This window comes from Parabacteroides faecis (assembly GCF_014647375.1).
Lineage (GTDB): Bacteria > Bacteroidota > Bacteroidia > Bacteroidales > Tannerellaceae > Parabacteroides > Parabacteroides faecis.
Genome location: NZ_BMPB01000005.1, coordinates 22,662 through 41,439, shown reverse-complemented (window position 1 = coordinate 41,439; position 18,778 = coordinate 22,662). Strand labels below are relative to the sequence as shown.

The 18,778-nt window shown below is 43.6% G+C and carries 16 protein-coding genes; 8 read left to right on the top strand and 8 right to left on the bottom strand.

Features of this window, described 5'->3' with window-relative positions; genetic code table 11:
• Window positions 1-55: 55 nt before the first annotated feature.
• The 3 genes from IEY67_RS07830 to IEY67_RS07820 form a co-directional block, all read right to left on the bottom strand.
• The gene (locus IEY67_RS07830; protein ID WP_229800999.1) at window positions 56-874 is read right to left on the bottom strand and encodes a DUF4143 domain-containing protein; all 819 of its coding nucleotides are present in this window, start codon (window positions 872-874) and stop codon (window positions 56-58) included.
• Window positions 875-1,092: 218 nt separating this feature from the next.
• The gene (locus tag IEY67_RS07825) at window positions 1,093-2,547 is read right to left on the bottom strand and encodes an aminoacyl-histidine dipeptidase (protein WP_122375233.1); all 1,455 of its coding nucleotides are present in this window, start codon (window positions 2,545-2,547) and stop codon (window positions 1,093-1,095) included.
• Window positions 2,548-2,688: 141 nt separating this feature from the next.
• On the bottom strand, window positions 2,689-3,708 hold the full coding sequence (locus IEY67_RS07820) for a lysylphosphatidylglycerol synthase transmembrane domain-containing protein (protein ID WP_122375121.1): 1,020 nt from the start codon (window positions 3,706-3,708) through the stop codon (window positions 2,689-2,691).
• A gap of 96 nt (window positions 3,709-3,804) precedes the next feature.
• Here IEY67_RS07820 and rsmA point away from each other — a divergent pair, with 96 nt between their 5' ends.
• Both rsmA and mgtE read left to right on the top strand, forming a co-directional pair.
• Window positions 3,805-4,590 (top strand): 16S rRNA (adenine(1518)-N(6)/adenine(1519)-N(6))-dimethyltransferase RsmA, encoded by a 786-nt coding sequence (gene rsmA / locus IEY67_RS07815; RefSeq protein ID WP_122375122.1) that lies wholly within the window; start codon window positions 3,805-3,807, stop codon window positions 4,588-4,590.
• Window positions 4,591-4,602: 12 nt separating this feature from the next.
• Window positions 4,603-5,949: a magnesium transporter gene (mgtE, locus tag IEY67_RS07810; RefSeq protein WP_122351914.1), complete on the top strand. Its 1,347-nt coding sequence runs from the start codon at window positions 4,603-4,605 to the stop codon at window positions 5,947-5,949.
• 349 nt (window positions 5,950-6,298) lie between these two features.
• On the opposite strand, the gene IEY67_RS25370 is transcribed toward mgtE, so the two are convergent.
• Complete coding sequence (locus IEY67_RS25370) at window positions 6,299-9,748, bottom strand: DUF6383 domain-containing protein (RefSeq protein ID WP_183671304.1); 3,450 nt, start codon at window positions 9,746-9,748, stop codon at window positions 6,299-6,301.
• 797 nt (window positions 9,749-10,545) lie between these two features.
• Between IEY67_RS25370 and IEY67_RS07800 the strand changes: the two genes are divergently transcribed.
• The 6 genes from IEY67_RS07800 (at window position 10,546) to IEY67_RS07775 (ending at window position 14,229) form a co-directional block, all read left to right on the top strand.
• The gene (locus IEY67_RS07800) at window positions 10,546-10,896 is read left to right on the top strand and encodes a CidA/LrgA family protein (RefSeq protein ID WP_122351916.1); all 351 of its coding nucleotides are present in this window, start codon (window positions 10,546-10,548) and stop codon (window positions 10,894-10,896) included.
• Complete coding sequence (locus tag IEY67_RS07795; protein ID WP_122351917.1) at window positions 10,889-11,587, top strand: LrgB family protein; 699 nt, start codon at window positions 10,889-10,891, stop codon at window positions 11,585-11,587. Before IEY67_RS07800 ends, IEY67_RS07795 begins: the two co-directional genes overlap by 8 nt.
• Before the next feature lie 167 nt (window positions 11,588-11,754).
• Entirely contained in the window at window positions 11,755-12,321 is a 567-nt protein-coding gene (efp, locus tag IEY67_RS07790; RefSeq protein ID WP_122351918.1) for an elongation factor P, read from the top strand.
• A 68-nt stretch (window positions 12,322-12,389) separates the two neighbouring features.
• Window positions 12,390-13,076 carry a RadC family protein gene (gene radC, locus IEY67_RS07785; protein WP_183671305.1) on the top strand — a complete coding sequence of 229 codons (687 nt, stop codon included), beginning with the start codon at window positions 12,390-12,392 and terminating at the stop codon, window positions 13,074-13,076.
• Between the two features lie 71 nt (window positions 13,077-13,147).
• Entirely contained in the window at window positions 13,148-13,465 is a 318-nt protein-coding gene (locus tag IEY67_RS07780; protein WP_009859980.1) for an SUF system Fe-S cluster assembly protein, read from the top strand.
• Entirely contained in the window at window positions 13,462-14,229 is a 768-nt protein-coding gene (locus IEY67_RS07775) for a UDP-2,3-diacylglucosamine diphosphatase (protein WP_122351920.1), read from the top strand. Before IEY67_RS07780 ends, IEY67_RS07775 begins: the two co-directional genes overlap by 4 nt.
• A gap of 152 nt (window positions 14,230-14,381) precedes the next feature.
• Here the strand turns inward: IEY67_RS07775 and IEY67_RS07770 are convergent, their stop codons facing one another.
• From IEY67_RS07770 to cdaA, 4 genes are all read right to left on the bottom strand, one after another.
• The gene (locus IEY67_RS07770; RefSeq protein WP_183671306.1) at window positions 14,382-15,545 is read right to left on the bottom strand and encodes a putative hexosyltransferase; all 1,164 of its coding nucleotides are present in this window, start codon (window positions 15,543-15,545) and stop codon (window positions 14,382-14,384) included.
• A 77-nt stretch (window positions 15,546-15,622) separates the two neighbouring features.
• The gene (locus IEY67_RS07765) at window positions 15,623-16,822 is read right to left on the bottom strand and encodes an acetate/propionate family kinase (protein ID WP_122351922.1); all 1,200 of its coding nucleotides are present in this window, start codon (window positions 16,820-16,822) and stop codon (window positions 15,623-15,625) included.
• Between the two features lie 22 nt (window positions 16,823-16,844).
• Complete coding sequence (gene pta / locus IEY67_RS07760) at window positions 16,845-17,861, bottom strand: phosphate acetyltransferase (RefSeq protein ID WP_183671307.1); 1,017 nt, start codon at window positions 17,859-17,861, stop codon at window positions 16,845-16,847.
• A gap of 128 nt (window positions 17,862-17,989) precedes the next feature.
• The gene (cdaA, locus tag IEY67_RS07755; RefSeq protein ID WP_183671308.1) at window positions 17,990-18,775 is read right to left on the bottom strand and encodes a diadenylate cyclase CdaA; all 786 of its coding nucleotides are present in this window, start codon (window positions 18,773-18,775) and stop codon (window positions 17,990-17,992) included.
• Between the last annotated feature and the right edge of the window lie 3 nt (window positions 18,776-18,778).

Sequence of the window (18,778 nt, the reverse complement as noted above, 5' to 3'; positions counted from 1 at the left end):
TATTCTTATTCATAATTAATGTAGCACACAAAAGTACAACTTTTTTCTTTGTATACTAGTTTGCTGAAGATTTTATATGTTTAGATAATATGATCTCCAGTGAACCCACATAATAAAAAGGAATATTAATTAAATGAAAAGACTTTCCTTTCGATGTCTTTACTTCATCTACAGAATAATTACCACTCCAAACGCGAACCGCCCACTCATGCGGTGCTTCATCCATAAAAGAATGGATAGATCTTAATTTCGCATTATGACCGGATTTTACTTCCACAGGAATAATTTTCGAATCATACAAATAAACAAAGTCAACTTCGGCAGAAGAACCGACTTTCCCTCTCATCCAAAAATGCCGCCGTTGGGAAACCTTGTTCGACAGGGCCAGCAATTCCTGCCCTACCACCTGCTCGGCAATCATCCCTCTCCACGCATCCGTAATATCAGAGGCCCCAAAAATCTCTTTCTGCAAACCTGCTGCATAATTCACCAGTCCCGTATCCAGCCAGAGCAGCTTCGGCGACCGTTTCAAATCGGAGACAAGCGGGACCGAGGCTGAAGTAGTAGGATAAACCAACTCTAACAAAAGCGTTTTTGCCAATGTCCGAAAAGCCTCCCCTACCTCACGCGCTTTATAAGGAGATCCGGCAAAACTTCCTAACGTGATACTTTGTCCGGCAAAAGCCCATCCTTCTGTCAATATATAACGAATCACGTCAGACAGCACTCCTCCTTTTGCATATTTCTCCACATCATCACGGTATCCTTCCAACATGGTTTCATAAACTCTATTTAAAGAAACAATATCACCATCAAAGGCATAATTACTTACAACTTCCGGCATCCCTCCTATCAATGTATAAATATTAAACAAGGCTATTTGTTTTAAAACATAGGCAAAACACACCCGTTTTTGTTCTAAAATATAGGCAAAACAAAACGTATTTTGCACCAAAACATAGGCAAACAAGGAGAAGTTCTTTCCTATAAAAAAGACAGGACTCCCAAATATGAAAGTTCTACCTTTCCTATCCGGAAGTCCTGTCTTGACATCTCTCCTCTTATTTTCCAGAGAAGATATATAAACTATCTTTAAATCCTTTCCAGCGTAGCAACAATGAAATCCCACACCTTCTGCACAGACGGGATACTCACCCTTTCATCCGGCGAATGCGGATGTTCCAGATCCGGTCCGATAGAGATCATATCCATCGCAGGATAAGATTCCTGAATGATACCACATTCCAAACCGGCATGCATTACCTTTACCGACGGCTTCTTACCGAACATCTCTTCATATATTTTCTGCATCACATTCAGAATCGGAGAATTGATATTCGGTTGCCATCCGCCATAAGCACCACCATATTCCACCTTAGCGCCAGCCAAAGAGAAAACACTTTCAAGACTGGAACATACGGAAGCCTTACGACTTTCGGAAGAACTACGCACCAATATCTTTATTTCAATCAACTCATTCGACGATTTGACAATTGCCAGGTTGGAAGAAGATTCCACCGTTCCGGGGAAATCTCTCAACATACTGATCACACCATTCTGGCAACCTTCGATCGCATTGATAATATCATCCTGAATTTCTTCCGGAATCAATGTAGCAGGCAGGTCGGTCATATCAGCAACAAAGTCGATATTATTTTCGATACCGGCATATTCTTCACGGAACATATCCCGGTAGTCAGCTACCAGTTCCCACAAAGCTTCCACATTATCCCCCGGAATCGTGATCACGGCAAAAGCCTCCCGCGGAATCGCGTTACGCAACGAACCGCCTTCAATAGACGACAGCCGGGCACCATAATCACAAACAGCTTCTTTCAGAAAACGGAAGATCAGTTTATTCGCATTGGCGCGTCCCAAATGAATATCCACACCGGAATGGCCGCCTTTCAACCCCGTCAAGCTCAACTTTACAGCCACATCGCCTTCCGGAATATAAGTATCTTCTTTAAACTGGATCGAAATATTCAGGTCCGCACCGCCGGCACAACCGACAAACAGCTCACCTTCCTCTTCCGAGTCACAGTTGATCAATGTTTCACCTTTCAGGAAACCGGGTTTCAAACCGAAAGCGCCATCCATCCCTTCTTCTTCATCGATAGTGAAAAGGGCTTCTATCGGTCCGTGCTTGATAGTCGTATCGGAAAGCACCGCCATTGCCAGTGACGCACCGATACCATTATCGGCTCCCAATGTCGTTTCACGGGCAGTTACCCAATCACCGTCTATATAAGCATCAATAGGATCAGTCAGAAAATCGTGTTTTACAGAGGCGTTTTTTTGGGGTACCATATCCAGATGGGACTGTAGGATAACTGTTTTGCGGCCTTCCATTCCGGGAGTAGCCGGTTTACGGATCAAAACGTTTCCAACTCCATCCCGTAGGGTTTCCAATCCCAATCCTTTTCCGAAAGCTTCCACAAAACGGGTTACTGCTTCCATGTGTCCGGTAGGACGTGGGATCTGTGTAAGGTCATAGAAATAACCCCATACATGCTGTGGGGAAAGATTCTTGATTTCTGCTGACATAATTTCTAAGTTGAAAGTTGGCAATGACTGCTGACAGATAAAACTGCAACTGCCTGTTGTCAACATGATTAATAATATATTAGTAACAAACTTATTCTACAAAAGGATAACAAACGGAAAATTTTAACAGTTAACAGCCTACTATTGCTTTTCGACTGCCAGCTCTTCTTTGCTGTTATCTCTGTTGGTGAGCGGCAAAGCCACGATACCGAACAGACCGCATATCACCGTCCAGGCAGTCTGCACCGTATGTACCACCAGGGCAAAAGCTGCAGCATCATTTTCATTGACACCAAAACAGACCAAGGTAGCGATCACCATAAAATGCCAGGCTCCGATACCGGCCTGTACCGGGACTGCAACACCGATACTACTCATCGTAAAAGCGATCAGCCCGACCGTTATCCCCAGATCACGGGTAAAGTCAAAAGCGTAGAAAGTGATATAGAAATAACAGAAATAACCTCCCCAGATCATCAATGTCTGAATCAGGAAACGACCTTTCTGCTTCAACAGCCAGATACTCTTCATTCCGTCCCATACATTCAGTAACAACGCTTTTGCTTTTTGTACCAGCGTAAAGTTACTCATATATTTGAAAACAAACCAAATTCCGGCGACTAAAATTACTGCACCCACGTAAATCCATATCGAATCGAACATTTTCTGAAAGCCTTCCAGCAAGGCCGGGTTCCTGGCAAAGAAGCTGATAAAGAAGTCGAAATTGAAAATAAAGATCAGCAAAGTGATCGATCCGACAACGATCGTATCACTCACACGGTCGATCAGCAAGGTTCCGAACAGCTTGGTAAAAGGTATCTTGTCATATTTAGTGATAATTCCGCAGCGCCAGACTTCCCCGACACGCGGCAACACCATATTTACGGCATAGTTTCCCAATACGGCATAAATGATATTGCTCATCTTGAAACGATCACCCAGCGATGAGATCAACAGTCCCCAACGCAATCCGCGAACCACATTGGCAAACAAACCGAACAGTAAAGAAACCAGGATGATATCATATCTTACCCCTTCACGGATGACGCGCCATATCTCGGTAACATCCATGTTGCTATACAAAAACCAAAGCAGCAAACAGCCAAAAGCTAAGGGTAAAAATATCTTGACAAACGTTTGTAGGATACTCTTAAAATTCATTCTACGTAGGATACTTTAAATTATTTGTTGTATTTTTGTGCACCCGCAAAGATAAGCATTATATTTTAATACAAACATTTTACATCAAATAACCGGATGAGATTAGTTAAGCCAAAGAAAGCATTAGGACAGCACTTCCTGAAGGATTTACAGATCGCACAGCGTATTGCCGATACGTTGTCGGACTACAAAGATTTACCGGTTCTGGAGATCGGTCCCGGCATGGGTGTGCTTACCCAATATCTGCTGGAAGCGGGTCACGACCTGACAGTGGTAGAACTGGATATGGAGTCGGTCGATTATCTGGAGCAGAACTTTCCGGCACTCGAAGGGCGTATCCTGGCAGAAGATTTCCTCCGGTTGGACCTGTCGAAACTTTTCCCCGGCCAGTTCTGTGTGATCGGAAATTATCCTTATAATATATCCAGTCAGATATTTTTCAAAGTGCTCGATTATAAGGATCACGTTCCCTGTTGTTCGGGTATGATCCAGAAAGAGGTAGCCGAACGCCTGGCCGCCGGACCGGGCAGTAAGACCTACGGTATTCTCAGTGTTCTTCTGCAAGCCTGGTACACAGTGGAATATCTATTTACGGTCAGTGAATTTGTCTTCGACCCACCCCCAAAAGTAAAAAGTGCGGTTATCCGGATGGTACGGAACGACCGGAAAGAACTGGGATGTGACGAGAAATTATTCAAGACGGTGGTCAAGACATCTTTCAATCAGCGCCGTAAGACACTCCGGAATTCAATGAAGCCGCTATTAGGGAAAGACTGTCCGGACTATGCGCTCCCGATTTTCGACAAACGCCCCGAACAGCTTTCGGTGGAACAATTTGTCGAACTGACATTGATTGCAGACCGCCATCTGAAAAACATCTAAAAGAAAACAGGCATGATCGAACTGACGAGAGACTATATCGACAACCTGAAAAGCATCATTACTGAAAAAAACGATGCTAAAGCACAAGCGTTGCTCCACGATTTATATCCGGCGGATATCGCCGAGTTATACCAGGAGCTGAACCTTCAGGAAGCGATCTATCTGTATCTGCTGATGGATGGCGACAAGGCCGCCGACGTCTTGATGGAACTGGACGAAGAAGACCGCCATAAATTACTGAAAGAGCTACCCAACGAACTGATCGCCAAACGCTTCGTCGACAACATGGAGACCGACGATGCGGTAGACCTGATGCGTGAGTTGGACGAAGATACACAGGAAGAGATCCTCTCGCACATCGAAGACGTCGAACAAGCGGGCGATATTGTCGACCTGTTGAAATATGATGAAGACACCGCCGGTGGTTTGATGGGTACGGAAATGATCGTGGTCAACGAGAACTGGAGCATGCCGCAATGTATCGACGAAATGCGTAAGCAGGCGGAAGATATGGACGAAATCTATTATGTATATGTAATAGACGACGATGAACGTCTGAAAGGCGTCCTCCCCCTGCAACGGCTGATCACTAACCCTTCCGTTTCAAAGATCAAACATGTGATGAAAAAGGAGCCGATCTCTGTCCGCGACAGCGACAGCATCGAGGAGGTTGCCGAAACGATTGAGAAGTACGACCTTGTAGCACTTCCGGTTGTCGATAGCATCGGACGCCTGGTCGGACGAATCACGATCGATGACGTAATGGATGAAGTACGTGAACAACATGAACGTGACTACCAGTTGGCTTCCGGTATCTCGCAAGACGTGGAAACTTCGGACAACGTATTTACTCAAACAGCGGCACGTCTCCCCTGGTTGTTGATCGGCATGATTGGCGGACTGGCGAATTCGGTCATTCTCGGCGGTTTCGAAGGGAACCTGGCAAGTAACCCAAAGATGGCGTTGTTCATCCCGCTGATCGGTGGTACGGGGGGTAATGTCGGGATACAGTCTTCTGCCATCGTGGTACAGGGTTTGGCTAATAATTCGTTGAAACAGGACAATATTCTTCCGCAGATACTGAAAGAAGGCATCGTTGCGCTCATCAATGCCAGTATTATCAGTCTGGTCGTATTCATTTACAATTTCTTTATGCTGGGGGATAAAGGGATCACGGCCTCGGTTTCATTAAGCTTGTTTTCTGTCGTTATGTTTGCCAGTATCTTCGGGACGCTTGTGCCGATGACGCTCGACCGGTTGAAAATCGATCCGGCTCTGGCTACAGGACCATTTATCACAATCACCAACGACATTATAGGAATGATGATTTATATGTTCATTTCTTCGGCATTGACATAAGGGCGCCCCCCTACAATACCTGTCATTTGGGTTCAATATTTTCTATTAACGTTGACTCATATCTTTCTACATTCGATCGCGAAGCCTTACTATCAACTGTCACTTGTCAACTGTCATCTAAAAAATATTTCACCTTTTTCTAACCAATAAAGCCCCGGAGGAAATCCCCCGGGGCTTTTTTTGTCTGTTTTTCGCTCTTCACAGAGTTAGAACAGAAGAACTTTATTTCATTACTTTAGTATTAATGCTGACCGCTTGTTCGCCTGTCGCAGGATACTTGCCATGGAGGTGGGTGAACCCACCCCTACGACACGCAGTCAATTTAAATTTATTGATTATAAATAATTTCTTATTTTACGATTGCTTTTATAGCAGCTTCGCCTTCTACTGCTACTACAACTACACCGGCAGGAGCAGCGATGGTAGCTTCATCTGAAGTAACAACTGTGCTAGCAACTTTCTGACCCAATACGTTGCTGATTGTAACAGTCTTACCGGCAGCACCCTTAACGATTACGGCACCGTTAGCGGCAATAACCTGGATACTGGAAGCATCGATGCTTTCGTTAGCTACTGTTATGGTAGGATCTACTTCGAAACGAGCAGCGGCTTTTATTTCAGCACCTAATGTCAGATTACCGTTGACGGAAATTACATAAGCTCTTTCTGCTGCGTTACGGATTACATAAGTACCGTCTCCGTCACCGGATTCGATTACCTGGAACTTGAAGTTATTCAAGCCACCCTTAACACCTGTCACTTTGTTTTCTTTTACAGCTACCTTAGTCAGCTTGCCGTCAACCATTGTCTGCAATGTATCAGCATCCTGCAGGCTGACGATGCTTGCATCTTTAAAGATTAAGCGTGTAGCATAGTCTTCATTATCTTTTGCAAATGTATATTTTCTCCAGTCAGCTACTCGTTTACTGTCAGCTGAGTCTGTAGCGAAATACAAGAACTTCGCCTTATCTTCCGTGCGAATGTAGAATGAAGGTATATTCTTGTCTGTATCTACTGTATCCAAACAGAATATCATAGTTTCAAACGGATTGACCACAGCTGCAAATTCATCCTTCATGAACAGGTAACCACCATAGTTGTCTGTATTCTTGAATTCTGTTGTCTGCGGAAGAGCTTCTAATGAACCATATACCTTTTCAGGTACCAAGAAGGTCTTAACCGGTAGTTCGTTGTAATCGTTCTTATAATCATAATACAGAGCATTTTCCCATGCTGCTACATCAACTCTTTCTGTTTCTTCTGTCTCTTCATCCTGTACAGCATCAGCTACTGCCAAATAGTTTATAGCGCTTCTGAAGTCAACATTTGAAGTAGTTCCAGTCTTTTTTTCTACCAGAGATACAGAACCATCCAGATTGTATTTGATAATGTACTCTTTCTCGGTCAGTGATAAATTTCCTCCATTCAGGTAATATACATCATCTTCATCCGGAGCAAAGAATCTTACATTATAAGTATAGAAAGCAACCGTATCCTTTTCAATCGGAGAAGTAACAACGTTATTATTCTGGATATAAACGAAATCGTTCAGGATGTAAGAAACTTTATCTTTCTTATCATTACCAGCTTCTTTTACACGGATCAGTTCGAACTGGTCAGCAGTCTTAGATGTTACAACCTCATCTCTGCTTCCATTATTAAAGATTTCAATCTTACCGGTCTTCTTATCCCTTGCTGCTGCTGCATACAATCTGTCGTTTGCTTCAGCAGTCTTGGCAAATTCGAAAGTAAACAAACCTTCTTCGCTTTCAACTGTTTCGAAAGTATCAAATTTCTTTACATCTTTCTTTTCAATCAGCTGAACTTGCATACCTCTGAATTCCAAAGAATTATTCCAAACAAAATCTCCGTTAACAGCAGTATGAGCAATTCTTAACTTTTGGTCACGTGGCATACCATCTTTAACAGACGGATATACCGTATAGATATCGTCACCCAATTTCTTTTCGGCATACAATACTGCCCAAACTGATGCACCGGTCAGACGGTTTGTAATCCGGACAGTTTCTCTTTTGTGATCCGGATCGTTATCATTGTCTTTAACACCTGTGATTACGAACTGATACAATGGGTCGTTTTCATTAGCTCCGTCATTTACACTCGGCATAGCAGCAAATGTAAAGTCGTTCGGCGAACTAGGATTTGTATTATCTGACTCCAATGTCAAATACTGTCCATATTCAGAAACCTCTTCATTGGCGGCTTCTTCTGCACCGCTGACAAATTTGATTGCATAGATAGCCGGAGTAGCATCGTTGTGTAACAGGCTTGTAGCGTCGGCCAATGTTGTTGAAGGAACGGCTTTCAATGCTACGACATCAGTTCCCACACCAGACATCAGATAAGGATCTCCGGCAGGATCATTCACATTGTTAGTGCTGGTACGTACTGTAACAGTTACAGATTTATTAGCATGAGTACCGTTTTTAGCAACATCCAAACGAGCGTCAGCGACAGTCAACTCATATTGTTCATTTTCTGTCAGCGGATTCTTCACCGTGGCAGTGAAACAAGCGTTACCTACGAACACTTCATCTTTTTTAGACATCAAAGCTGCATTATGGATGTCTGTATTGTTTGTTACTTCCAGTTTATCCACACCCTTCTTATCATAGAAGTTCATGTCGCTACCTTTTACGGTTTTCAGCAAGAAACCGCCACCATTAGTGCGGCCAGCGTCTGTCAGCTTGGTATAGCTTTGCGGATGAATAGCCACGAAAGTCATCTTGCTGAACTGTTCTTTACTTGTGATACGGAAAGTGTTCAACGTTTCTTTATCTTCGGCATCTTTTCTATCCAATGCGCTCCAGTCTGAAGCCAAATAGATACCGGCAGGGATAGCATAATGTGCACCATTGGCTTGCCAAGCGAGAGAATCCGTCGGCATGAAATCTTCAGTTTCATCAGCAGCGCCATTCGGATCCAGATCCTCATCCACATAGAACGCTCTCAAATCCAGATCCTTGAAGATATTGTCATAGACTTCTTTGCTATTATATGTGCTATTAGCAAACGAGAACATGAAACCTCTACCACCCTTCATATCATTCAGTTCTTCAGCGACATTCTCTCCTAGAATCTCCCTTTCACCTAAGGTTGCAAGAAGGAAGTTATCTGAAGAACTCGGACCACCCAATGTGAACCCATCTGCACCAGCCGTTGAACTACCTGTCAATAATTGGTTGCCACCGGAAGTAGCGGCACCGGTATAATACAAAAACAACTGAGCGTTTTTATCAGCTGCTTTAATCTGAGTCTTGCCATCACCAACTTTTGACATGAACCAAATCTGGGTCTTGCCATTGTCAAATTTTGACTCCTCTGCCTTATCTACACAAACAAAAGGATTAACATTAACTTTAAAAGCCAAAGGAACTGCGGTTGCTTTGCTTTCCAAAGAATAGTAGTAGTGTTTAGTTCCTGCAGCAGCACCCGGTGTACCACTACCACCTTCAGTAATGATATCTTCTTTAAAATTCCAAAGAAGTGCATCCAGTTCTTTATCTGTCAGAGTGCTGAGATCTTCCGTACCTAAATCAACCACAGAGTAAGTCAACTGTCCGGCCTTAGTCTTAGTTGCTTTAAGAAGGTAGTCCGCAGCACTAATCTTACCGTCGTTGTCAGCATCTTTGACAATAAAGACACCGCTTTTGGTGCCTCCGAAAGGTTCTACCTTCAGCGGTGCCCCATTCACTTTAACGTCTGCCGCATTAACATTAAATGACGAGCCTGCGACCAGCATACCCGCCATCAAAAGCGTAGAAAACTTTTTGTTCATAATCGTTTAATTTAATATTAATAATAGTGTTACTTAAAAAGCCTTTTAACCTTGGATTTGGAACGTCTCTGAGAGTAAATGACTAGATTAAACGTTCCTTTTTTCTCGCCATTTTTTAGGTAGTATCTTGCCTTGGTAATAAGAAGTACGATTTTTGTACTCTAATTGCTATTCAATTGATAAGAAAGAGGATAGAATTGAAAAAAAATTATGGGAAAGAATTGTAGGTTTAAAACTTATGTCTAACTTTGCTGGCGAGAAAAAAGGAACGTTTAATTTCGTCATTTGATTTTTATATTCTATCCTATAATATTCAACCTTTCATACTGTATTTTCAACTATTATTACATATATAGATATATACCCGTACGCATTTCATAATACGCTGTGTTTCAATACCTGTTTTTTCAACTTTCCGCAAGGGATTGTTAAAAGATGGAATTTAGCCTGTTTTTCGGGGGAAATAAAGAAAGAATGATAAGAACCCGTTGGCGGAATTAATCTGCTACAAAATTAGGAAAAGGTGAACCTTTATCCTATCATGGCGGCTCTCTTTCTGTCCTGGCGGCCTTGACCCGCCATCTCATACTGAGTGTTGATTATCAGTATAGGATGCGATCCCGGGTCAAGCCCGGGAGGACAGAGTTAACGCTCATATTTAGAAATAATTGAACTATAAACATGAGGAAGATTACAGCAGCCTTGTAGAGGATTGGATATGTTAAATTAATATGTTATAGAACATATTTCCTGTAAAGCTGTTATCTTTGCAGTGACTAATAAAACAGCAAAGAAATATGCTAAAACAGGCATTTTACATTCTGTTCTTCTATTTTACCGGAGAATTTATCAGTTCTTTCATCGATGGCTTTATCCCGGGAAGTGTCATCGGTATGGTATTGTTATTCCTGGCACTGGCATTCAAATTGGTAAAGCCGGCAAATGTAAAGAAGTTATCGACGATCCTGACTGAGAATATGGGGTTGTTCTTCCTGCCTGCCGGTGTCGGACTGATGAGTTCTCTCGGCATTATCTCACAATATTGGGCAGTAATCTTGACTGCTTCCGTTGTCAGCACCATTCTGGTGATTGCCAGTGTTGCCCTTATTCAGCAAAAACTCGGAAAGGAGGGTGAAAGCAATGAATAATCTGGTACATTCCGAAGTATTTGCACTCACTTTAGTGATCGGTACTTACCTGGCAGCACTCGCTTTATACAAAAAGACACGTATCAGCCTGCTGAATCCGTTGTTGACTTCCATATTCGTAATCATACTTGTTCTGAAAACAATGGGCATAGAATACGAATCTTTTCAGAAAGGGAGCCATCTGATCCATTTCATGCTGGGGCCTTCGGTCGTAGCATTGGGTTTCGTCCTCTATGACCAGGTACGGTACTTGAAAGGGAATGTAATTTCCATTCTCACTTCCGTATTCGTCGGAGCAATCGTAGGTATCGTCAGTGTCATCGTAATCGGCGATCTGATGGGGGCCGACCAGGCATTGATCGCCTCGCTCCAACCGAAGTCGGTCACAACTCCTATCGCCATGGGGATCGCAGAAAAGGCTGGAGGAATCCCTTCACTGACAGCAGTGATCGTTGTAGCAGTAGGTATATTCGGCAGTATTGTCGGTCCGTTTGTCATGAAAGTACTCGGAATAGAAAGCCGGATTGCCAAGGGATTGGCCCTCGGAGCCTCTTCACACGGACTGGGTACTTCAGTAGCCATTCAGATCGGTGCCATTGAAGGCGCTTTGAGCGGATTAGCGATCGGGCTGATGGGAATCATGACTGCGATTCTGGTCCCTGTTATCAGTTTTATCATTTCCTTGTTTTAGAATAAATCCTCCTTTTATCCCCCTGCAAATCATATCAGACTGATTTGCAACTCATTTCTAAAGAAAAAGATTGCCGCTTATTGGTACTTTAAGAGGAAAACACTACTTTTGTACCCGAAAATGACCGAAGACAATTCAAAAAAACATTATAAATAAAAATATTTCGTATGATTAATTCACAAGACATTAAAAAAGGAACTTGTATTCGTTTGGATGGCAAACTGTATTTCTGTGTTGACTTCCTTCACGTAAAACCGGGAAAAGGAAACACAATTATGCGTACTACATTAAAAGATGTAGTAAAAGGAGGCCAGATCGAACGCCGTTTCAATATTGGTGAAAAACTGGAAGACGTACGTGTAGAACGTCGTCCTTATCAATATACATATCGCGAAGGCGATCATTTCCACTTCATGAACCAGGAAACTTACGAAGATGTAATCATCGACAAGGAACTGATCAATGGCGTTGACTATATGATAGAAGGCCAGATCGTTGAAGTTGTTTCCGATGCATCGACAGAAACTGTTCTTTTCGCAGATATGCCTACAAAAGTTCAGTTGAAGATCACTTATACCGAACCGGGTGTAAAAGGCGATACTGCAACTAACACATTAAAACCGGCTACAGTTGAATCCGGTGCTGAAGTTCGTGTTCCGCTGTTCATCAACGAAGGCGAAATTATCGAAATCAACACGACAGACGGTTCTTACGTAGGACGTATCCGTGAATAATATGATATAATGCAGGGACGGTCAAAAAGCCGTCCCTCTGTTTTTCTTCACCAAAACAATGTATAACTATGAAAATAAAAGAATGGGCAGAAGAAGACCGCCCACGCGAAAAAATGTTACTCAAAGGCGTTTCCTCCCTTAGTGAAGCAGAGCTTTTAGCCATCCTGATCAGCTCGGGCAACAGTAACGAAACAGCCGTACAACTTTCACAACGTATCCTCAACACAGTAGACAACAATCTGAACGCGTTGGCAAAACTGACCATACAGGAACTTATATCAGGTTTCAAAGGTATCGGCGAAGCTAAAGCTATCACGATCTGTGCAGCTCTCGAATTAGGCAAACGGCGTAATCTTGCAGATCCTATCTTCCGCCAATCGATCCGGAGCAGCCATGATGCCTATGCCTTATTCCATCCGTTACTCTGCGATCTGCCATACGAAGAGTTATGGATCGCACTGACCAATCGTGCCGGAAAAGTAATCGGAAAAAACAGGATCAGCCAGGGTGGCATCGGAGAAACTTCCGCCGACCTGCGCATCATTCTGAAAATGGCTATCACCGCACTGGCAACAGGCATTATCCTATGCCATAACCACCCGTCCGGTAACACCCGTCCAAGTTCACAGGATGACTCCCTGACCAAACGCCTGCATAAAGCAGCCGAACTGTTAGAAATTAATTTACTGGATCACATAATCCTCTGCGAGGAAAGTTACTTCAGCTATGCAGACGAGGGTCGACTGGCCCTGTAGAACATTTTCTCTTTTCTATGGTTTAGTATATAGAAGATATTAATGTATATTTGCATTCAAATTAAAAGAAGATGAACAACGAATTCCTCCAAACAGAAGAAGCAATTGTCGCCATGCTGAAAACAGTGTACGACCCGGAAATTCCGGTCAACGTATTCGATCTCGGCCTGATATATAAAGTAGACATAGACGACGAAAAAAACGTCCGTATAGATATGACCCTGACTGCCCCGAATTGTCCGGCAGCCGATTTTATCCTGGAAGATGTCCGCATGAAAGTAGAATCGGTAGACGGTGTAAATAATGTGGAAGTCAATCTCGTTTTCGAACCGGAATGGGATAAGGATATGATGTCGGAAGAGGCAAAACTGGAACTCGGCTTCTTATGAATTCATCCCGAAAGAAAATATTTTTTGCATCGGACGCCCATCTGGGCGCTCGGTTTCATAAAGACCCGCTGGCAGTCGAGAAAAAGCTGGTACGTTGGCTCGACAGCATCAAAGACGAGGCTATGGCCATCTATTTTCTGGGGGATATGTTCGACTATTGGTACGAATATAAATATGTCGTACCCAAAGGATTCACCCGCTTCCTCGGTAAACTGGCCGAACTTTCGGACAGCGGGATAGAAATCCATATATTCATCGGTAATCACGATATCTGGATGTTCGACTACCTGCCGAATGAGATCGGTGCAATTATCCACCGCGACGTACTGACCACCGACCTGCTAGGCAAACGTTTCTTTCTGGGTCACGGCGACGAAGTAGACTATCGCAGCAAAGCCTTCCGTTTTATCCGTGCCCTTTTCCGTAATAAATTCTGCCAGTGGCTTTACGGAGGCATTCATCCCCGCTGGACCTTCGGCTTTGCCCTCGGTTGGTCATTGAGCAGCCGTAAAAGCGGACTGGAAAAAGAAAATGCACTCGAATATAAAGGTGAGTCAGCTGAATATCTGGTTCTATTCGCTAAAGACTACCTGAAAACGCATCCGGATATCAACTTCTTCATTTTCGGGCATCGCCATATCATGCTCGACCTGATGCTCTCCCGCACTTCCCGCCTGCTGATAGCCGGCGACTGGATGACTCTTTTCTCCTATATCGTTTGGGACGGGGAAAATCTCTTCCTGGAACAGTTCGAAACAGAATAATCCTCACATGAGACCATAAAAAAACTGCTCCAACCGGTGTCGGAGCAGTCTAAACACTAATCCTGTGTTTTGTAAGCTGTGAGGATTAGTAATTATTTTTTCGCCTGCAATTTACATAGTTTTCTCGGGATTTACCTAAAAAAGGAAGTAATTTATTTACCTTCTTTCAGGGAAGACAAATAAAAGTCCCGTATCAGCAGGCCTATAACGCATATATAAAAGATAGTTACGGGAACACCCAAATAACGGATCAAAGACTCATTCAATGAAGTACAAAGAGCATATGAAAATAAAGAGATAAGGGGAATTCCTAAAGCATTGTAGAACTTACGGGGGAAATACATAATATAAGCAACTGCCAACAGATCACCCACATACATATACCGTTCGTGCATACCCGGCAACAAAAAAGGAAAAATCACTGCAGAAAGAAGAGCCAGACGAACCAGATAATCATTCGTTAACTGCGCCCTGTACTTTTTAGCCAGCAATCCCCCTGTCAGGAGAGCAAACAGGCATGTAAGGAGAATGCCGATCCATTTAACCGTCTCATAATGATTGTCACTGATCCACATATACAGATTCGGGAACTGTAACGAAAGTGAATCATAATATTCGGACTGGGAGATGAAAACAGACAATAGCTCCGTCAGCGGTCGCCCTGCACAGTATGCCGGTAACAATGAAATCAAATAAACAGCCGGTACCAACAGAAAATAATACCATTTGACCCTGTTTCTCAACAACAATACAAAATAAAACGGGAAAAGAAGGATAGCCTGAAGCTTAAAAGAGAACGAAATTCCCAAAAACAGAATGGAAAGGAATGACCGCTTTCTTAATACAAAATAAATACTCCCCACCAGAAATGAGGCATACACCGAATCGCATTGCCCCCAGTAAGAGCTATTGATCAGAACCGTCGGCAACAGCGGAACTACTGCTAAAGCACACCATCTCACCCAATCTTCCTTATACTTCTGATAGGCAATTCCCCCTATAAACCAAGCTGCAACATATTCAAAACAAATCGATACCAGCTTGATCGGAATAAGCGGTTCTCCTCCCAGTTTGGCTATTCCCAACAAAAAATATAAATAAGCCGGTGAATAATTAGCAAATTCAAAACGAAATGCCTGCCAATAACCATGCGACCGGATAAATTCGACCCACGGTTTCAAAAAGAATGTATAATCACCCGGCTCAGGAAAAAAGGGTAGCATCAATAATTTGATCAGCAAGCCTGCCAGGATCAACAAGGCCAGGAACTTTTTATTCCTGAATAGAGATTGTAAAACAGGGAGGATCTTCAACATAGTATTTATGGTATAAAAAGACCGGAGGATAGTTATACACCATTCCTTCGGTCTCCTGATTCATATCCGGTATCTATTTATTTACCTAATATATCCATTGTATCGGAAGCGATCATATATTCTTCGTCAGTCGGTACAACGATAATTGTTACCTTACTGTCCGGAGTACTGATCACCATTTCTTCACCACGCATACCGTCGTTCTTCTGAACATCGATCTTCATGCCCATGAATTCCATATTTTCGCATACAACACGACGGGTAGCCCATTGGTTTTCACCTACGCCGCCAGTCCATACCAGGATATCGCAACCACCCATAGCAGCAGCATAAGCACCGATATATTTCTTGATGCGATAGTTGTAAATGTTCAATGCCATGATAGCCCGTTTGTCGCCTTCGGCAACAGCAGCTTCGATCTCACGCATATCGGAAGAAATGCCGGAAAGTCCCTGCACACCACTCTGTTTGTTGATCAGGTCAGACAAACCTTTAGCATCCAGCTTTTCCTTGTCCATGATGAATGTAAGTGCACCCGCATCCACATCACCGCAACGTGTTCCCATCAACAGACCTTCTACCGGAGTCAGCCCCATAGAAGTATCGACACTCTTACCGTTCTTTACAGCAGCGATTGAACCGCCGTTGCCAACGTGAGCCGTGATGATCTTCTGTTCTTCATAAGGAACACCCAGGATTTCACAAGCACGTTTTGAAACGTAACGGTGACTGGTTCCGTGGAAGCCATAACGACGGATACCGTATTTCTTATACAGAGAATAAGGCAGACCGTACATATAAGCATAATCAGGCATTGTCTGGTGGAAAGCAGTATCGAATACACCCACCTGGCGGATTCCCGGGATCAATGCGCTCATGGCACGGATACCTTTCAGGTTTGGTGGGTTGTGAAGCGGTGCCAGGTCGATACACTCAACCATTTTACCGATCACTTCCGAAGTAATCTCCACACTACTGCTGAATGCTTCACCACCGTGTACCACACGATGACCTACAGCATCAATTTCGTTAAACGACTTGATACAGCCGTATTGATCGTCAGTCAGTACGCTCAGGATAAACTCGATAGCTGCATTATGCTCAGGCAATTCTTTCTCCAGAATCACTTTTGTGCCATCCGGCTGAGTGAATTTCAGGAAAGAACCCGGCAAACCCAGTTTCTCTACGCCGCCCTGTGCCAGTACCTCATGTGTGTCCATATTGAACAACTTGTACTTAACAGACGAACTTCCGCAATTTAATACTAATATCTTCATATCTTTCTTGTTGTGTCTTTTTTTACTTTTTAGCAGCCTTTAAGCCGATAGACTGATTGCTGGCGATAGCAACCATCTTATAGATATCATCTACTGAACAACCGCGTGACAGGTCGTTGACAGGAGCAGCCATACCCTGAAGGATCGGACCTACTGCTTCTGCGTCACCCAGACGTTGAACCAGTTTATAAGCGATATTACCAACTTCCAGTGTCGGGAATACCAATACGTTAGCCTTACCGGCCACTTCGCTACCCGGAGCTTTCAATGAAGCAACCGATTCTACCAAAGCGGCATCAGACTGCAATTCGCCGTCGATCTTCAGTTCAGGTGCCATTTCTTTTGCCAGACGTGTAGCCTCAACGACTTTGTCTACCATTTCATGAGATGCACTCCCTTTTGTTGAAAAGCTCAACATAGCAACACGTGGTTCCACACCAACGATATCACGAGCCGTAGCGGCTGTAGCAATAGCAATGCTAGCCAATTCCGAAGCTGTAGGATTCGGCATCACAGCGCAGTCGGCAAATACGAGCAAACCCTCTTTGCCATATTCCGGTTTCTTTGTGAACATAAGGAAAGCACCGGATACGCAACTCATGCCCGGAGCAGTCTTAACGATCTGCAAGGCAGGACGAAGCACATTACCTGTTGTATTCTGGGCTCCGGCAATTTCACCGTCAGCATCACCTGCCTTGATCATCAGGCAAGCAAGGAATAAAGGATCTTCTACCAGAACGGCAGCCTTTTCAGGAGTCATACCTTTTTTCTGACGCAGCTGGAAAAGCAGGTCAGCATAAGCAACTTTCTTTTCATGATTTTTAGGGTCAACAATAGTAGCCTGTCCGATGTGGTTCAGACCGTAGTTTGCTGCCAGGGAAGAAATCTCAGCCGGATTTCCGATCAGAATAATGTCAGCAACTCCATCGGCCAATAAACGGTCGGCGGCTTTCAGTGTTCTTTCTTCTGTTCCTTCAGGAAGAACGATGCGCTGCTTGTCAGCTTTAGCGCGTGCAATAATCTCTTGCATTAAGTCCATAGCGGAAGATATTTTTTATAGAATTTAGTAATTGCTACTGTTTGCGGGTACAAAAGTAGGCAAAATGCAACATAGAGTTTGCAAAAAGCACAAAAGATTTGCAACCGGAGCTGCCACTTTCAGAAGATTTAACAGTAATTCACGACTTCACGCTCACCGGACAAGATTTGTTGCAGGTCTTCGGCTGAAATATTAATCTCCAGTTTGCCATTGTGGGCCACAGATATTTTACCCCGCTCTTCCGAAACTATAATAATCAACGCATCGGTCTCAAGAGACATCCCCAATGCGGAACGGTGACGTAATCCCAGGTCTTTCGGCAAACTGGCATTCTGTGCAACCGGTAAAATACAACCGGCAGCCTTGATACGTCCGTCGGCAATGATCATGGCACCATCATGCAAAGGACTATTTTTAAAGAAGATATTTTCTATCAGACGGGCATTCACATCTGCATTGAACATCTCACCGGTATGTTCATACACCGACAGGTTGACTTCCTGCTGGATCACGATCAGGGCACCGGTTTTTTTACGGGCCATATTCATACAAGCCAAAACTACCGGAGCGACATATTTTCCTTCCTGCTCGTTATTCACATTACGTTTGGAGAAAAGTTTCCCCAGAAATTTCCATCCCCGATGAGACCCCAACGCCATCAGGAAACGCCGGATCTCATCCTGAAACAGGATCACCAGCACGACAAAACCGACACTGATAAACTTATCCAGTATGGCGCCCATCAAACGCATTTCCAATACCTGGGAAACCAGGATCCACACAATAATAAATGAAACGACCCCGCTAAAGATAGCCAATGTACCCGAACTCTTCATCAGTTTGTAAGTCTGATACAGGAAAAAGGCTACCAGCAATACATCGATCAGGTCTTTTACTCCGAAATGCATCCACATAAT